The sequence below is a fragment of the Vibrio viridaestus genome (assembly GCF_003856525.1).
Taxonomy (GTDB): Bacteria; Pseudomonadota; Gammaproteobacteria; order Enterobacterales; family Vibrionaceae; genus Vibrio; species Vibrio viridaestus.
This window is the reverse complement of record NZ_RJVQ01000007.1, coordinates 93,989-110,870: the sequence shown is the minus strand read 5'-3', so window position 1 is coordinate 110,870 and position 16,882 is coordinate 93,989. Positions and strand designations below refer to the sequence as shown.

17 protein-coding genes are annotated in these 16,882 nt (G+C 41.6%); 2 read left to right on the top strand and 15 right to left on the bottom strand.

Annotated features, from left to right (window positions below; genetic code table 11):
- Nucleotides 1-45 precede the first annotated feature (45 nt).
- From EES38_RS15585 to EES38_RS22710, 9 genes are all read right to left on the bottom strand, one after another.
- Nucleotides 46-1,473: an amidase gene (locus EES38_RS15585; protein ID WP_124938142.1), complete on the bottom strand. Its 1,428-nt coding sequence runs from the start codon at nt 1,471-1,473 to the stop codon at nt 46-48.
- On the bottom strand, nt 1,466-2,731 hold the full coding sequence (locus EES38_RS15580; protein ID WP_124938141.1) for a Zn-dependent hydrolase: 1,266 nt from the start codon (nt 2,729-2,731) through the stop codon (nt 1,466-1,468). Before EES38_RS15580 ends, EES38_RS15585 begins: the two co-directional genes overlap by 8 nt.
- A 21-nt stretch (nt 2,732-2,752) precedes the next feature.
- Nucleotides 2,753-3,448 (bottom strand): ABC transporter ATP-binding protein, encoded by a 696-nt coding sequence (locus tag EES38_RS15575; protein ID WP_124938140.1) that lies wholly within the window; start codon nt 3,446-3,448, stop codon nt 2,753-2,755.
- On the bottom strand, nt 3,441-4,202 hold the full coding sequence (locus EES38_RS15570) for an ABC transporter ATP-binding protein (RefSeq protein ID WP_124938139.1): 762 nt from the start codon (nt 4,200-4,202) through the stop codon (nt 3,441-3,443). Before EES38_RS15570 ends, EES38_RS15575 begins: the two co-directional genes overlap by 8 nt.
- Nucleotides 4,199-5,194 carry a branched-chain amino acid ABC transporter permease gene (locus EES38_RS15565; protein ID WP_124938138.1) on the bottom strand — a complete coding sequence of 332 codons (996 nt, stop codon included), beginning with the start codon at nt 5,192-5,194 and terminating at the stop codon, nt 4,199-4,201. The genes EES38_RS15570 and EES38_RS15565 overlap by 4 nt, the downstream gene beginning before the upstream one ends.
- Nucleotide 5,195: 1 nt before the next feature.
- The gene (locus EES38_RS15560; protein WP_124938137.1) at nt 5,196-6,053 is read right to left on the bottom strand and encodes a branched-chain amino acid ABC transporter permease; all 858 of its coding nucleotides are present in this window, start codon (nt 6,051-6,053) and stop codon (nt 5,196-5,198) included.
- Nucleotides 6,054-6,116: 63 nt separating this feature from the next.
- Nucleotides 6,117-7,310 (bottom strand): ABC transporter substrate-binding protein, encoded by a 1,194-nt coding sequence (locus tag EES38_RS15555; protein WP_124938136.1) that lies wholly within the window; start codon nt 7,308-7,310, stop codon nt 6,117-6,119.
- Nucleotides 7,311-7,399: 89 nt separating this feature from the next.
- A complete protein-coding gene (locus tag EES38_RS15550; RefSeq protein WP_124938135.1) occupies nt 7,400-8,140 on the bottom strand; it encodes a FadR/GntR family transcriptional regulator in 741 nt (246 codons plus the stop codon).
- 744 nt (nt 8,141-8,884) lie between these two features.
- Nucleotides 8,885-9,049 carry a helix-turn-helix transcriptional regulator gene (locus tag EES38_RS22710; protein ID WP_369333377.1) on the bottom strand — a complete coding sequence of 55 codons (165 nt, stop codon included), beginning with the start codon at nt 9,047-9,049 and terminating at the stop codon, nt 8,885-8,887.
- 244 nt (nt 9,050-9,293) lie between these two features.
- Between EES38_RS22710 and ylqF the strand changes: the two genes are divergently transcribed.
- Nucleotides 9,294-10,238: a ribosome biogenesis GTPase YlqF gene (gene ylqF / locus EES38_RS15540; protein WP_124938133.1), complete on the top strand. Its 945-nt coding sequence runs from the start codon at nt 9,294-9,296 to the stop codon at nt 10,236-10,238.
- Nucleotides 10,239-10,274: 36 nt separating this feature from the next.
- On the opposite strand, the gene EES38_RS15535 is transcribed toward ylqF, so the two are convergent.
- Both EES38_RS15535 and EES38_RS15530 read right to left on the bottom strand, forming a co-directional pair.
- On the bottom strand, nt 10,275-11,381 hold the full coding sequence (locus EES38_RS15535) for a GGDEF domain-containing protein (protein ID WP_124938132.1): 1,107 nt from the start codon (nt 11,379-11,381) through the stop codon (nt 10,275-10,277).
- 283 nt (nt 11,382-11,664) lie between these two features.
- Nucleotides 11,665-12,645: a CobW family GTP-binding protein gene (locus tag EES38_RS15530; protein ID WP_124938131.1), complete on the bottom strand. Its 981-nt coding sequence runs from the start codon at nt 12,643-12,645 to the stop codon at nt 11,665-11,667.
- Nucleotides 12,646-13,135: 490 nt separating this feature from the next.
- On the opposite strand from EES38_RS15530, the gene clcA reads away from it, so the two are divergent.
- Nucleotides 13,136-14,587 carry a H(+)/Cl(-) exchange transporter ClcA gene (gene clcA / locus EES38_RS15525; protein WP_124938130.1) on the top strand — a complete coding sequence of 484 codons (1,452 nt, stop codon included), beginning with the start codon at nt 13,136-13,138 and terminating at the stop codon, nt 14,585-14,587.
- Between the two features lie 69 nt (nt 14,588-14,656).
- On the opposite strand, the gene EES38_RS15520 is transcribed toward clcA, so the two are convergent.
- The 4 genes from EES38_RS15520 to EES38_RS15505 form a co-directional block, all read right to left on the bottom strand.
- On the bottom strand, nt 14,657-15,190 hold the full coding sequence (locus EES38_RS15520) for a flavodoxin (RefSeq protein ID WP_124938129.1): 534 nt from the start codon (nt 15,188-15,190) through the stop codon (nt 14,657-14,659).
- A 133-nt stretch (nt 15,191-15,323) separates the two neighbouring features.
- Nucleotides 15,324-15,587 carry an RnfH family protein gene (locus EES38_RS15515; protein ID WP_124938128.1) on the bottom strand — a complete coding sequence of 88 codons (264 nt, stop codon included), beginning with the start codon at nt 15,585-15,587 and terminating at the stop codon, nt 15,324-15,326.
- Nucleotides 15,584-16,279 (bottom strand): electron transport complex subunit E, encoded by a 696-nt coding sequence (locus EES38_RS15510; RefSeq protein WP_124938127.1) that lies wholly within the window; start codon nt 16,277-16,279, stop codon nt 15,584-15,586. Before EES38_RS15510 ends, EES38_RS15515 begins: the two co-directional genes overlap by 4 nt.
- Entirely contained in the window at nt 16,272-16,880 is a 609-nt protein-coding gene (locus EES38_RS15505; protein ID WP_124938126.1) for an RnfABCDGE type electron transport complex subunit G, read from the bottom strand. Before EES38_RS15505 ends, EES38_RS15510 begins: the two co-directional genes overlap by 8 nt.
- Nucleotides 16,881-16,882: the final 2 nt, after the last annotated feature.

Sequence of the window (16,882 nt, the reverse complement as noted above, 5' to 3'; positions counted from 1 at the left end):
TCTAATGCAGGGACTCTATACTCTGCTTTTTTGCAAAAATTACTATCAACTTTCTCTATTATGAAATTTTGGTTTACACAAACACTCTAAACCAAACTTTTCCTCAATAATTTTTGCAACGTTCACCGTCAATAAATCGTTTCCACGATTTGCAATCAATTGGATTCCAACTGGTAGACCCTCGACAAGACCACATGGTACCGAAGAGGCTGGCTGTTGCGTCAGATTGAATGGATAAGAGAATGGTGTCCAATCCATCCAATGGCGTTGCGATGGCTCTGACGTATTCTTTCCTGCTTCAAATGCTGTTATAGGCAACGTTGGTGTCACTAACAAGTCGTATTGCTCATGAAATAATTGCATTTCCTTGCCTAGTTCAGCCCTTTTATCGGTAGCTCGCATGTACTCGACAATATCAATCTCTTTCCCCATTAATCCAATTTCCAGAAATCCAGGGTCTAGCTTGGATTGCATATCCTTAGACATTCCATCGACAACTTTAGCGGCACCGGCAAACCACAGCGTCGAAAAAGTATCGATGGGATCTTCAAATCCAGGGTCTATTTCTGTTATCTCAGCCCCAGATTGTTCAAGGTATCGGACAACACCTTCGATACAAGCTTGCACGTCTGGGTTAACGTCGACATAGCCGAGTGTTGGACTGTAAGCCACACGCAGCCCTTTCAAAGAAAACGTTTCAGATGCTTGCCACAGTCCATGGCGCTGCCGATGAGAATACCAGTCTCGATTATCAAGCTTAGCCACTGCGTTCATCATTAACATGCTGTCATCAACGCTTCTGGTTATTGGCCCCAAGTGAGAAAGCGTCGTCATGGCACTCGCGGGCCACTGTGGAATATAGCCAAATGTGGGTTTAATTCCAAAAACGCCACAAAAACTGGCTGGAATTCGAATCGAACCGCCAGCATCGCTTCCCTGATGTAGAATGCCCATATTTAAAGCCGCCGCTGCAGCCGCTCCACCTGACGATCCTCCCGATGTGCAATTAAGATTCCAGGGGTTTCTTGTTATACCAGTTAAAGGACTGTCCGTGACGCCCTTCCAACCAAATTCCGGCGTCGTTGTTTTACCAAGGATAACGGCTCCAGCCTCCTTCATTCTCGCCGTAAAAGGAGCATCAACATTGGCAAGCTGAGTTTGTGAGGTTAAGGAGCCACTGCGATTTGGCATACCTTGGACATACGTTAAGTCCTTAATTGAGCTTGGTATTCCATCAATTGGACTTAACGGCTTTCCTTCAACCCAACGCTGCTCAGATTCTCTGGCAGCCTTTAGTGCAAACGCCTCATCTACGTGGCAATATGCGTTAACGCTGGAATTAAACTTTTCAATTTTGTCGAGGAATTGCTTTGTCGCCTCCACTGGAGATATTTGCCGACTTTTATATAGCTCGCCCAGTTGGACGGCTGTCATTTTGGTGACTTCTGTTGCCTGTTCGTATCCTTCAGTCATCGTTTACTCTCCCGGCAAATTTAAGCACCGTATTCAATAGCACTGAAGCGCCAGCAGCTAAATCAGCCTTATCAGCTCGTTCAAGTTCATTGTGGCTAATCCCGTTTTCACAAGGCACAAATATCATTCCTGTTGGGGCTACTTCAGAAAGAAATATGGCATCATGACCAGCTCCACTGACGATATCCATGTGCGAGTAACGAAGACCCTCAGCCATATTGCGAATACTGTCAACGCATTCGTCGTTAAACTCCACAGGAATAAAGTCTGCCGTTGGTACAAATGAAATATCTACACCATATTTTGTTTGTAACGACTCTATTTTCTGAATCAAGTTTTTAACCATCGCGTCGAGTTCCGATTCATACAAATGCCGTAGGTCTATGGTCATCGATACTTTTCCAGGAATGACATTTCGTGAACTGGGATAAACGTCAAAGCATCCAACCGTACCACGCCCATGAGGCCCATATTCAACTGCCAGTTGATTGATATACATGAGTAATTCTGCACCAGCCAAACTCGCATCTTTTCGCAAATACATTGGCGTCGGTCCGGCATGCGCTTCTTGACCTATGATTTCAACATTAAACCACTTTTGCCCTAAAGCACCGATAACAATGCCAACTTGGGTTTCTTTATCTTCAAGAATAGGACCTTGCTCAATATGAGCTTCAAAGTACGCCTTAACATTATGCCCTTTATGATTTTTTTTCCCATTAAATCCTATAGACCGTAAGGCCTCGCCTGCTGAAATCCCTTCGCTATCTTTGGTGTCTAATGCTTCATCTAAAGTGATTTTTCCAGTAAAAACACCAGATCCCATCATACATGGAGGAAATCGAGCGCCTTCTTCATTGGTCCAAGCAACAACTTCAATTGGTGCCTCAGTCTTTATTTTAAGTTCATTCAAGCGGCGCACGACTTCAAGACCAGACATGACCCCAAAACAACCATCAAATTTTCCACCCGTCGGTTGTGTATCAATATGCGATCCAACCATGACAGGTGGCAATTGATTATTCGTTCCTGCCCTTCGAGCAAAAATATTGCCAATTTCATCAATCTCAACGCTGCAGCCCGCTTCTTTACACCATTGAATAAACAGCTCTCGCCCTTGCTTATCTAAATCGGTCAAAGCAAGGCGGTTCAGTCCGCCTTTGGCCGTTCCTCCAATTTGACCATGAATCATCAAACTGTCCCACAGCCTTTGCGCGTTGACTGTCTGTAATTCGATTGTTTCTATTGTTGACTCCATACGATTAACCTCTCCTTGGCATTAAACGGCCAAATAACGATCTTTGACATCCTCGCGAGTAATAAACTCCTCGCTTGAACCTTGATATACGATGTCTCCTAGTTCGATGACATAATGTTTGTCTGCCAGCTTTTCACACACCGACAAATTTTGCTCTATGAGCAAAATTCCAACACCTGCCGAACGGATTTCATCTAGAATGCGGACAATTTCATCGACAATAACGGGCGCTAATCCTTCTGTCGGTTCATCCAGAAGCAAGAATTTGGGATTGTTCAGTAATGCTCTGGCGATAGCTAGCATCTGCTGTTCACCGCCGGATAAAGCATTGCCTCCGTTACTTCTGCGTTCTTTCAACCTTGGGAACATCGCGTAGATGTCTTCGAGTTGCCATTGACTCTTTTTATTTATCGCAATTTTTAGATTTTCTTCGACAGTTAAAATGCCGAAGATACCCCGATGCTCGGGCACAAGAGCGACCCCATTCCGGGCTATCTCAAAGATTTCTTTACCGACAATTTCAGTGTTGTCGACTAATATCTGCCCTTGTTTGGCTTTCACAATTCCCATAATTGTTTTGAGTGTCGTGGTCTTTCCAGCACCATTGCGACCCAATAACGTGGTAATTTCCCCCTGCTCTACAGCCAGTGATATGCCGTTCAATATATGGCTCTTACCGTAATAGGCATGAACATTACGAAGATTTAGACTACTCACTACCACTCTCCCCTAAATACGCCTTACGTACCCGTTCGTCGGCCCTGATTTCATCTGGAGTCCCCTCTGTCAGAATATTGCCCTGATGCATGACCGTAATTCGGTCAGAGATAGACATGACCAACCTCATATTGTGCTCAATGAGTATGACTGTGTGTTCTTTGCCCAGCTCGGCAATCAAATCAGTCATAACAGGGATATCATCTACCCCCATCCCAGAGGTTGGTTCATCCAATAGCAATAATTTAGGTGCCCCACAAAGTGCCATCCCAACTTCTAAAACGCGTTGCTGACCATGGGAGAGTTCTCCTGCTAGCTTGTCGGCCACCTTATCTAATTGAATTTTTGCTAAAACTTCTTCAGCCTTTCGGCGATGTTGGGTACATTTATCTTTAGAAATCCAAAAATTCAAAGCTTTCAATCCATCTCGGCCTTGCGCTGCTATTCTCAAGTTCTCATATACTGAGAGCTCTTGAAATAGACTCGTAACCTGAAATGAACGGGCCATCCCTTTAGAAACTCTTCGGTCTGCGGGTAATAGCGTAATATTGTTTTGGTTAAAAAAAATCTTACCTCGGGAAGGTCTTCTTTCCCCAGTTAAACAATGAAACAACGATGTTTTACCTGCACCATTTGGGCCAATAACTGTATGAATGGTACCTTGCTTAATTTTTAGGTTTACATCGCCAACTGCAGCAAAAGCACCATAGTTCAGGCCTAAACCTTGAGTTTCAAGCAAATAATCATGGTTCATTTCAAGACCTCCGATACGTTAACTGACTTCGATTTTTTCAGTTTCTTCGCTCGTTCTTTTAGTGCAGTGATCCCACCCCACAGGCCATCAGGCATAAACAAAACAACGGCGATCAATGCAGCTCCTAATGCCATTAACCAACGAGGCCAAATTGAAGAAAGCACATCGCCAAGGGTTACTATCAATCCCGAGCCTAGGAGTGATCCAAGCAATGACTTTGTCCCACCAATTATGGTCATTATGAGGATGTTCTCTGACATTCCGAGTTCAATGTTGGAAAGAGGAGCAAAATTAATCAACATTGCATAAAGAGCACCTGCCATACCTGTAATAGCTCCAGATAAAACAAATGCTAGTAACTTAAAGTGATTAGTTGAAAACCCCACAGCGGAGGCTCTGCCTTCATTTTCTCGAATGGCTATAAGGGTCGTACCAAATGGCGATTGGATAATACGACGACAAAATATAAACACCGCAGCGAAAAGTACAGCAACAAACACATAGAATGATTCACTGCTACTCAAGTTAGCAACTTGGTAGTTAAAAACGCTAAGATCAGGTCTTGGTACATCCAACAACCCATTATCTCCACCAGTCCAGTCGCTGAAGGTATAGGCAAGAAAATATGCCATTTGCGTAAACGCAAGCGTCAACATTACAAAGTAAATACCGGTTCGACGGATAGACATAATACCCACTATAAATGCCAAGAGTCCGCCGACAACAATAGCGATGGTTAGTGCGAGAATCATACCAACATGCAAGTGAAGCATTGCAAGGGAAGCGGCGTAAGCACCACCGCCGAAAAAAATACCTTGTCCAAATGACAGCAACCCAGCATAACCTAGCAAAATATTGCAAGCCAAAGCCGCCAACGCAAAGATCACAATCTCAGTCGCAAGTGTTGCGGAAGGAAGAGACAATGGCATTGCAATCAATAGCGCGATAGCTATCCATGTTATACCGCCAAACACTGAATTTTCATTTCTCATACTATGCCCTCCCGAATAAGCCATAAGGTCTCAAAAGAATCACGAGTGCCATCGCCCCATAAATCATCAAGCTTGCGCCTTGTGGCCATACGGTTGCCATTAAACTTTGAACTAGACCTACAAGCAGCCCACCAACTAATGCTCCGACGAATGACCCCATCCCACCAATCACTACGACGACAAACGCTAGTCCTAGGATCTCAGGGCCAATAAATGGATGAACACCTCGAATTGGTGCGGCTAAAACGCCAGCTAAACCAGCCAGACCAACACCTAAAGCAAATGTGATAGCGAACAGTTTGTATGTGTGTGTACCGAGTAAAGAAACCATTTCGGCGTCTTCACTTCCAGCTCTAACTAAGGCACCAAATTTGGTTTTGTCGAGTAATAGCCATACACAAATAGCTATTAGAGAAGAAAAAACAATCACAAATAAACGATATTCAGGATAGAAAAAATCCCCCAATTGAATCACACCATTCAATGATTCGGGTGCTGAAATATTTTTCCCAATAGGTCCCCAAATAGAAATGCACAACTCTTGAATAATCAGTGCCATCCCCAAGGTGACCAATATTTGATAGGTATGAGGTAGGTGGTAGACTCGCTTTATAAGCACCTTTTCACAGGCCCAAGCGAACAATGCCACTACAATAGGTGCTAAACATAAAGCTAACCAAAAATTGCCCGTGTAGGAAACCACCGTGTAGCTAAAATAAGCTCCTAGCAAATAAAATGCACCGTGAGCAAAATTAACAAAATTCAGCAATCCAAAAATAATTGTCAATCCAACGGAAATTAGAAAATAGATCATACCTAAACCAACACCGTTTAGGATTTGAAACCAATACAGACTCATATATGCTCCGAATTATCTTTAAGTTTGTGCCACTCAATGAATTCAGTGAGTGGCACAGCAGATCTACATCGAATGACACTCTAGAGATGATTCAGATGGGAACGATTGTCCATAACTAACAATGTCTGCATAGTCATCTGAATTTTTCATTTCTGATGCTTTTTTACCTTCTAATAAGTAGTAGTTTTTAATGACTTGATGATCCGCTGCACGAATAGATTCTTTTCCTGTAGGGCCATCGTATGTCATGCCTTCTAATGCCTTAATAACCGCAGAGGAGTCGGTTGTACCAGCCTTAGCGATCGCATCAAGCATGATCTTTGTTGTCGTATAGTCTGCCGCTAACGGATAATTAGGTGTGATTCCGTATTTTGCTTTGACTTCCTTAACTAGCATTTTATTGAAAGGAGTATCAACCGTATGCCAGTACTGCGCACCAAAATAGACTCCAGAAGTAATATCAGGTCCAAGCTCTTGGAATTGATCTAGCCCTGATGACCAGCTGACTAGAATGGTCATTTTATTTTTCAGTCCAAAGTTGACCGCCTGACGCAAAGTATTCGATGACTGGCCACCAAAATTAAGTATTAATAATACGTCTGGTTTTGCTGCCATAGCATTAGTTAAGTAGCCAGAAAATTCTTGTTCCTGTAATGAATGATAGCTGTTGCCAACATGTTCGATACCTAGTTGGTTGAAGACTTCTTTTGCATTTTTCAATAAGGCTTCACCAAATACATATTGAGGAGTGATTGTATACCATCGTTTTTTTTCTGGGTGAGCTTTGTATAAAGCTGCCACTGTTTCTCTTATTGCTCCGTAGGTCGGAACCGACCAACGAAAAGTTGATTTGTTGCAATCAACGCCAGTCAGTTCGTCAGCGCCGGCAGGAGTAAAAAAAACTCCGCCAGCCTTGTTCACTTCTTTTCCTAACGCTAATGAGGTTGACGATAATGTCCCACCATCAAAAAATGTTGCACCTTCTTGGCTAATCGCTTCTTGAACTTTGCGCAGCGCTTTCCCTGCATTACCCTCTGTATCGATGACTTTGTAGTCTGGATTATGACCCAAAATAGAACCGTAAGACTCCACAGCCAGTTTTGATCCCATGTCTGCAAATTTCCCATAACTTGCAAAACCACCAGACATAGACTTTACGCCATATATAGTTACGGGACTGTCCGCCGCAGCCCCCACTGTAGATACAGACGCCAACGATAACGCAATTAATGTTGTTTTTAAGTATTTTAAAACCATTAACAAGTTCCTTCTTTTGTTTTAACTACACATTGATTCCTTTCAATATTGATCACATCCAGACACAGTAGCTAAAGTAGAATTTCTCCTTACATCTGCTTAGAAATTCGCCCATCTAACTCAATAAAATGAGTTTCAGCCTCGACCATGTGCTCTGACATTAACTTCCTGACCAACGTTGCATCTTCTTCTTCATACGCCTTGATTAACTCGTAGTGATAATCGACATTTGATTTAGTAAATTCGTAGTAATCGACTAGATATGATTTTTTCAATACCACCATATCTCTTAAGATTTCATTGAGAAATTGCCCCATGAACCCCAATATTGGACTTGGACAGGCTCCTGCTAATACATTATGAAATTCAAGTTCAGCAACTTTTTGCTGATGCTGTTCAATTTCAGTTGTAGGCCGGATCGCACAAACATCGGTAAATTCACGCAGTTTTATAAAGTCGTCTTCACTTAACCGTCCAACAACTGATACGGCTAACTCAACCTCAACTAACTTGCGTAGCTGATAGATATCTTCAGCATTTGTTTGCTTAAAATACAGATAATTACGTAATGCCCTACTGGCAGGTTCGGTGCCCACAGCAGTCAACCAAGCTCCACCTCCTGGACCAGGCTTGGTTTTGATAAGCCCCTCTACCTCAAGAGCTTTCATCGCTTCTCGAACAGTACCTTTGGATATTTCATATTGTTCTATTAGTTCTTTTTCACTTGGTAGGCGATCTCCGGGTTTTAATTTTTCAGAGACAATCAGTCGTTTCACTTCATCAACAATCAGATCGGATAGCTTTCTTTTTGTTCTCGTTTTTAATGGCATAATTTCAACACAAATTTCAGATTAAACTTAAATTTTCATAATAATATAAATAATTATGATTAATTATTTTTATACAAGATTCAATTCACATGCCAACTGGTAATAATTGATCACAAAAATACAACAAATAAAAAAATATATATAATATTCAAATTGTTAGGATAATATTTTTTTAGTTACATCGCTTAACCGAACAGTAGATAGAATTAACATAGCTAAGTTAATTCATGAGAAATGCACATTTTTAGTGCCTATTGCACGCATTTAATACACTAAACGAAAGTGAGTAGTCGTCGAGAAATGTCGACTCGTCAATATTAAGAAAGCGCAAAAGGTAAAAATCGTTCGTGGATAACCGCTCTATAAAGAAGGTTAATGACAGCAGTAATGTTTGTTAAATTACCCGGAGATGAATGACGGTATAGACGTGTGATATTTTGCAGTAAACGAGTAATTCTTATTTTGGATCCTGTAATTAGCATAAAAAGATATACTGAATAAGGAAGAAAAATAGCCAAATCTGTTTCTTTACTTATTCAAATACTATCAGTTCGTATTGAGGTCTAGACTTTACTCAGTTTGCTCTACCATATTATAAGACTTCGAATAGTATCTAAACCGATATAGGAATACCTTTCTAGAACGATTAGTAACTACTAAGTTTCTACGATACAGTACTAAATTGAGTTCTAGGTACGATAGATATCGCTAGTCGGCCTCTTAGTTAATACTTAAATAAAAACATCACTGATGGGATCTATTGGTAACCAGAGCTTTGATCCACTGATCAATTTCCTCTTCTGCCCAAAAGATACGTCGACTAACTACGAATCTCAGGGATAATGGAAAATCACAAGCGCTAATCATTCTATAAACTGTTGCTCGACTCAAAGAGGTCTTAAAGCACACCTATGCAATTTTAATTAATCTCATTAAAAACGCCCCTAAGAATATAATTTGCCTCTCCAATAGCGAAATTTATCTCAGACTTAGACTTCATGATTAATGAGGAATCATAGATCGGTAAATGTTATAATGCAGCTAGTCTTCAAATTGGATACCAATAGACGCGTAACATTAAATCAATATAGATTCATATTGTTGCTCATTTTATAAAATCCAATATTCAAAAAATTTAAGGCAATAAAATCAAATGGTTAACAACACAATTCAATGGTTTCCTGGTCATATGCACAAAGCAAGAAAGGAAATTGAAGAAGCCATCCCACAAGTCGATGTGATTATCGAAGTATTGGATGCGCGAATTCCTTTTAGCAGTGAAAACCCAATGATCGCTGAATTGCGCGGCGAAAAGCCAGTCGTAAAAGTACTAAACAAACGGGACCTAGCTGATCCGGATATGACTGAAAAGTGGATTGAACACTTTGAGCAGGAAAACGGCGTTAAAGCGATGGCTATTACGACACAAAATCCACAAGAAGTGAATCGTATCCTTGAGCTTTGCCGTAAACTGGCGCCAAACCGAGAAGAAATTGGTAAAAATATTAGAACTATGATTATGGGTATTCCAAACGTAGGAAAATCCACCATCATTAATACGCTTGCTGGCAGAACCATTGCGCAAACGGGCAACCAACCGGCGGTAACACGACGCCAGCAAAGAATTAACCTACAGAATGGTATTGTTCTGTCAGATACTCCCGGAATTTTGTGGCCCAAAGTGGCTAATCCCCATTCAGGATTTCGCCTAGCTGCGACAGGTGCGGTGAAAGATACGGCGATGGAATACGACGAAGTCGCTTTTTATACTGTTGAGTATCTTGCTGCTGAATATCCGGACCTGCTAAAAAGCCGTTACCAAATCGATGAAGAGCCTCAATCAGATATTGAGTGGATGGAAGAGATTGGTCGTAAACGCGGAGCTCTGCGTTCTGGTGGGCGTATAGACTTGCATAAAGCATCGGAAATTCTTCTGCACGAATTGCGTTCAGGAACGATTGGCGCAATTACGCTTGAAAAACCGGAAATGATTACTCAAGAGTTAATTGAAGTGGAACTTGAGGAAGCCAGAAAAACGGAAGAAAAAGCGAAAAGAAAAGAAGAGCGACGTAAACGCTATCTCAAAAACAAACGTTAGTAATACAAGGCAGCGTCGAGCTGCCTTTTAATTATATTAGCACTCAAGAGTACAAACTCTATTCCGTCCCTCACTCTTCGCTTTATATAACGACTCATCAGCCCTCTTAATCGCGTGAGTATAATTTTCATTTGATTTCAGTGATGCGACGCCAAGGCTAATCGTAACTCTTTCATGCTCAGTTATTTCTTTCCAGGTCAGATCCTGTATTGATACGCGAAGCTGCTCCGCCAGCTCAATCGCTTGATTGAAGGAGTGGAAGAACGTCACGACTAAAAACTCCTCACCACCATAACGACTAATCACCGCCCCGTGTTTATTGCAAAAACTGCGCATCACATTAGACAGTTTCTGTAGCACTCGATCGCCAATGTCATGTCCGTAGGTGTCATTAATTGCTTTAAAATGATCTATATCGAGCAATATGACATGAGGAGAGTTTGGTGACATTGTAGCGATCCTAAGAGCCGCGATAGCATAGGTACGATTCTTAAGTTGTGTTAACGAGTCAGTCTCACTAATAAGCTTAAGCTGTCTAGAGTACTCATTTGCTCTTGTGACCTCGTGGCGCAATGTTTTTGTATATAACAGCGTCATCACCATCAATATGGTCACAGAAATAATGTTGCTAAATATGAGGTCGGAATAACGTTGATCTCGGACCGTGTACGGGGTAATCCAATCGGGGAAATAATATTCAAAGCCTAGAAGTACCGTGGGTAACGCTACGATTAACCCCATAACCAAACAATTAAGCGAGCGAATCTCATGCAGAATAACGATTGAATAAATAACGGTTATATAGAAGTAAGCCGTTGTTGGGCCATTAGCGCCACCGTTAATAAACCAGTTAGCAGGCAAAGCCGCGCAGTACAATAATACGATGTAAAGCTTCGCCATTGTAACGAACTGATTTTTATAACGAGAGTAATACCAGAGAATTAACTGGAAAAACGCTAACAAAACGACGAAGCCATCATAAAATGCAGGTAGGTCTAAATACACAATATTGAAAAGTGCTGCCAGAAATAGCAAACCACTCGTTAGAACCAAGAGAATATGGTGAACCTTTTGGAATTCATTTTGTGAGCTTTCGCCAACAATTGTCTGTTTAAAGATGTTTACTACTCGATGAATATCCATTGATTCCAGTTCTTAAACGCATGAGCTTGTGTCAGTAAAAATGACACAAAAATTAGACAAGCTTTCCAAATTTAATTACCGAGTAATTATAAAAATATCACTAAAATTAGCAACAAGATTCCACAATATCCGTGTAGATATTGATAAAATCATCGGGAACGTTTTCATAAAATAAACGAAGCAGGGTCACGAGTAAGGTCGTGGAGGAACTGACCGATAGAGAAAATAAAAAAGGTACTAATATATAAATCAGTACCTTAAAAAATAAAATAATTAGTCGAACTTATTCAATCCCAGCAATTTTTACCAGAATCGTTTCAAGTTCATCCCAAGGCATCAATTGAGAATCGATGATCTCAATCCGAGATTCAAACCCCTCTAGCGTCAGTTCATTAATGGAAACGACACCAGCGACTTTGTTAAATGAATAGCAACCCCTATCGGTATTGATCACACCTTTCGCGCGTTCAGCGGTTATATCCTGAAAAACAGAAAATATATCATCAAAATTGAACGAATATTCCGCACCAAATAACCAACCACAACTGTAGAATCCTTGCCCTCTATTCTCTTTTCTAACGTAAGGTTTGCCTGGGTCCAACTGAAATTGAGGCTCCAACTCAGCATGATGGTGATGCTGTTCATCACCAGGGAGTCGGAAAACGAGGCGTCTATCTAAGTCGAGGACTTCCAAAGGTATTTGCCCCTGCTTCACGACTTTATGAAATATCTTAGCTGGCTTTTGATCGGTAACCCAACTGTTGAAAGCATCAATGTCTTTGGAAGTACATGAGTCGACTTTATTACCGATCACGACATCTGCACATTCCAACTGATCATTAAAATTTCTGTTACTAAGATATTTTTCGTTACTAAGATAGCGAGGATCCGTGAGGGCAATCGTCGCTTTAAGTTGAATATAAGGTGAGTATTGTTCAGATGTTAATATCGCGATGATCTCTTTAGGATGCCCGAGCCCAGTAGGTTCAATAATCAATCTATCTGGTTTCTGTCTTAGTAATGCTGTTATCGCGACAGACATAGGAACTCCGACAGCACAGCACATACAACCACCAGGGACTTGTTTTATAACTGCTCCCTGATCAGACAGCATAGCTCCGTCAATACCGATTTCGCCAAACTCATTTACCAAAACGGCCCATTTCTCGTGTTCAGGCTTATTTTTGAGCATAGCTAGGATAGATGTCGTTTTACCTACTCCCAGAAAACCAGTAATAATATTGGTAGGTACTCGCTGTGACATGTTTAAACTCCTTGAATAAATCAGACACGAATAGAGATGAATGAGAAAGCTCGGTCTTAGAGTTGGAGTATAAGAGTAGGAATTAGGCGTGTAAACATTGCAAAAGGCGCACTATAGAAGCGCGCCTTTTAAATTTCCCCGTGACTCATATCGTGAGCTTGCGAACCGTAATCATGTTTGACGGCCTAGAACGGGGACAGTCATTTGAGCTTTGGTTAGTAAAGTCAAATTGTAGGTAAGGCACCTTCAACCTCCGTTTGGTCCGTTTCTCTTGCCTTACGCTTTAAATATGGTACATAAATTTATGTTTGCCAGTGAAATAACCTATTTTTTGCTCTCGCTCACACTTTAAATTTCTGTATACTAACCACACGCCAAATATGGAAATCAACATTGCATGTTTATCAGTATTGTTGATGTTTTGGATGCGTATAATTGCTCGCTCGTTGATCCCCCACTCCACACTATATTTCGATGAGGTTTTTCGTAAATGTCTACAAGAGAGAAGTTCCGCCCTTCACTAATCGCAAAGGTTAGAAAAGACACCATTAACCAATTTCTCTCCAAAGACAAAACGCCCGCCTCCGTATTGCTTCTTTCTGTCATTGTAGGTGTATTAGCTGGGCTAGTAGGAACCTACTTTGAACTGGCCGTTCACTTTATATCCGAAACCCGAACCGAATGGTTAAAAAGCGAAATCAGTACTCATGTTCCTTTATGGTTTGCTGCGTTTCTTATTAGTGCCGGACTTGCATTCGTTGGCTATTATCTTGTGCATCGATTTGCTCCAGAGGCCTCTGGTTCTGGTATCCCTGAAATAGAAGGCGCAATGGATGGGATGAGACCCGTTCGTTGGTGGCGAGTACTGCCAGTGAAATTTTTTGGTGGCATGGGAGCGCTAGGCTCAGGAATGGTTTTAGGACGAGAAGGTCCAACCGTTCAAATGGGCGGTGCAATCGGTCGCATGGTATCGGATATTTTCCGCGTTAAAGACGACGACTCTCGTCACTCTCTTCTTGCCTGTGGGGCTGCTGGTGGCTTGGCTGCGGCATTTAATGCTCCTCTTGCTGGGATCATGTTCATCATCGAAGAGATGCGTCCACAATTTCGTTATACTTTAATTTCTATTAAAGCGGTGATTATCTCAGCGATCTCTGCCGACATCGTATTTCGTATGATAAAGAGCCAGGATGCGGTTATAACAATGCCTCAGTACCAACCGCCGGGAATTGATTCGCTGTGGTTATTCTTAGTGCTTGGCATTTTCTTCGGGATTTTTGGTGTTTTCTTCAATAAGCTCGTAACCATCTTCCAAGATATTTTCGTCAAAATTCACCGCAACGATCGCAAACGCTATTTAATTACTGGTACTTTACTCGGTGGTTGCTTTGGATTAACCCTCCTTTACATTCCTGAGCTAACTGGTGGTGGTATTCACCTAATTCCAACGATCACGACGGGTACGTATTCTGCCAGTTTCTTACTTCTTCTCTTCTTGGGTCGTATACTCACAACAATGCTTTGTTTTGGTTCTGGTGCACCCGGCGGGATTTTTGCTCCAATGCTTGCTCTAGGAACCCTATTTGGCTATGCCTTTGGTGCTGCGGCAAATAGTCTCTTTCCTCAATTTGGTATTGACCCAGGGATGTTTGCGATTGCAGGGATGGGTGCGCTTTTCGCTGCTACGGTACGCGCTCCAATCACGGGTATTTTGCTTGTTATCGAAATGACGAATAACTACTACTTAATTCTGCCACTGATTATCACTGGTCTTGGTGCTGTTATTTTCGCCCAGCTATTAGGCGGCCAACCTATATACAGTCAGCTTTTACACCGTACACTACGTAAAGAAAAATTACAGCAGCAAGATGTGCCGCCACAGACAGAGCAACAGCAACAGGAAATGAAACAGGCTGAAATCAAAGAAGATCCAGTCAAATAACTCACTCAACATTGATAAATAAAAAAAGCGGCTTTTTCCAGCCGCTCCTTGCTTCAATCAGTTAGAAACTTATAGTTCCATCTCTGCTTTTATCTGCTCAACCCATCCGGCAACGCGTTGTTCTGTCATGCTGGCTTGGTTATCTTTATCTATGACTAAGCCAACAAACATACCATCATCTACCGCGTTCGAAGCATCGAAATCGTAGCCATCTGTTGGCCAAAAACCGTAAATTTCTGCGCCGCAGTTTGCTACATAATCATATAGCTCACCTAAAGCATCGACAAACTCACTGGAATAGCCCACCTGATCACCTAATCCAAATAGCGCAACTTTTTTACCTGTAAGGTCCAGTCCTTCAAAATTAGGCATGAACTCTTCCCAACTCTCTTCCTGACAGTCAACTGAAAGTCCAGGTAGACAGCCTTCTCCTAAAGTCGGTGTACCAAGTATCAGATATTCATACTCTTCAATATCAGAAACACTTGAACGATTAATATTCTTTGGTTTATCTGCGATATCTCCAAGCTGTTTAGCTATTTGCTTAGCAACTTTACGAGTACTGCCTGTGTCTGTTCCAAAAAAGATACCTACCTTTGCCATAACGCTTCACTCCTTGAAATTTACAATCAATAAGCATGGAGCAAACTCCATGCCCATTGTAATTACCTGATTTATATAAATAAATTATATTTACTTTACTACAAACGAACAATTTGTCGTAAAACAGACAAACTTAGTCATCATCTTCGTCATCATCATCTTCAGGAACCCATGTTATCGGACGATAGATCTCAACCCGATCTCCAGCCGATAATGTGCTGTCCAGTGATTTCACTTTGCCAAATATTCCTACCTTCTGTTTATCCAGCTCTATATTTGGATACATACTCAAAATATCTGACTTATGAATTGCGGATAGAAGAGTCGCTTCTTCCTCAACTTCCACCGGAACCCATACCTGTTCTTTGGGTAACGCATAAACAACACTGACTTTCATGAGTGTTCTCCTTCCATCCTTACATTCCCGATTTCTTTGGACTGCTTAGCCATTGCTTCCGCTTTTTGCTTAATTGCTAGAACGGCCCCTAGAACCAAGAATCCACCAGGTGGTAAAATAATTAACAGTAAACCGCGGTAATCAGGAATTACCGTAATTTCTAGAAATGAAAATGTGTCACCAAGTAGTAAGCTGGCATTGGAGAATAGCGTACCGCTCCCGATAATCTCACGGATACCACCTAATACCGTCAGTACCCATGTAAAGCCTAATCCCATAAACAGGCCGTCAGTAATCGAAGGTAACAATGCATTTTTACTGGCAAAGGATTCAACACGCCCTAAGATGGCACAGTTCGTTACAATCAAAGGAACGAACAACCCCAAAACCTTATGCAACGGGTGTAGCCAAGCATTCAAAATAGCATCAATCAACGTCACTAATGTCGCGATGATTATCACGTTAACCGGTATACGAACAGCTTTGCTTATAATTCCACTTGCCAGCGAACTCAGTAAGTTCGCCATGATCATAACGGCCATTGTAGCTAAACCAAGTCCAAGTCCATTGGTTGCACTACTGGTAACAGCAAGTAATGGACATAAAGCCAATGACTGCTTTAAGACGATATTGTTATCCCACAAACCATTTTTTATGATTGGCGTGTAGACACTCTTTTTATCTTCACTCATGACTTTCTCCTTGGTCCTGCTGAAGCGCTAGCATCGCTTTATGGATACCCCTTACGACACTCCTTGGCGTAATGGTTGCACCACTAAACTGATCGAAATCACCACCATCTTTCTTAACACCCCAGGTAAGCGTGTTGTCTAAAGAACGATGGTTAAACTCCAAAACCCAAGGGCTTTTTGCTAATTCTATTTTGTCGCCCAGCCCAGGTGTTTCTGTATGACTGATAATTCGAACGCCCGATATCTCTCCATTGAGGCTGACACCAATCAAATATTTGATCGGTCCGCTATAACCCTCTTCCTCTCCACGGACAACGTGATAAATCAACGTACCCTGGTCATTTTTCACATCATAAATATCGTAATCTTGACCTTGGTAAGTAACAGTATGCCCATCGTTAAAAACGTCATTTGCATACACTTTACCGCCCAGCACCTGATCCAAAAGCGCATTTTGATCTTCTGAAATCCGCAGTTCTATTACCGGACGAGTGACAAGTTCAGTCGATACCAATAGCAACGCCGCCAATCCACATGTCGTTGCTAATAATCCGGTTTGGTATCCAATACGGTCCTTCCACTTTTCTACATATTCCATCATGG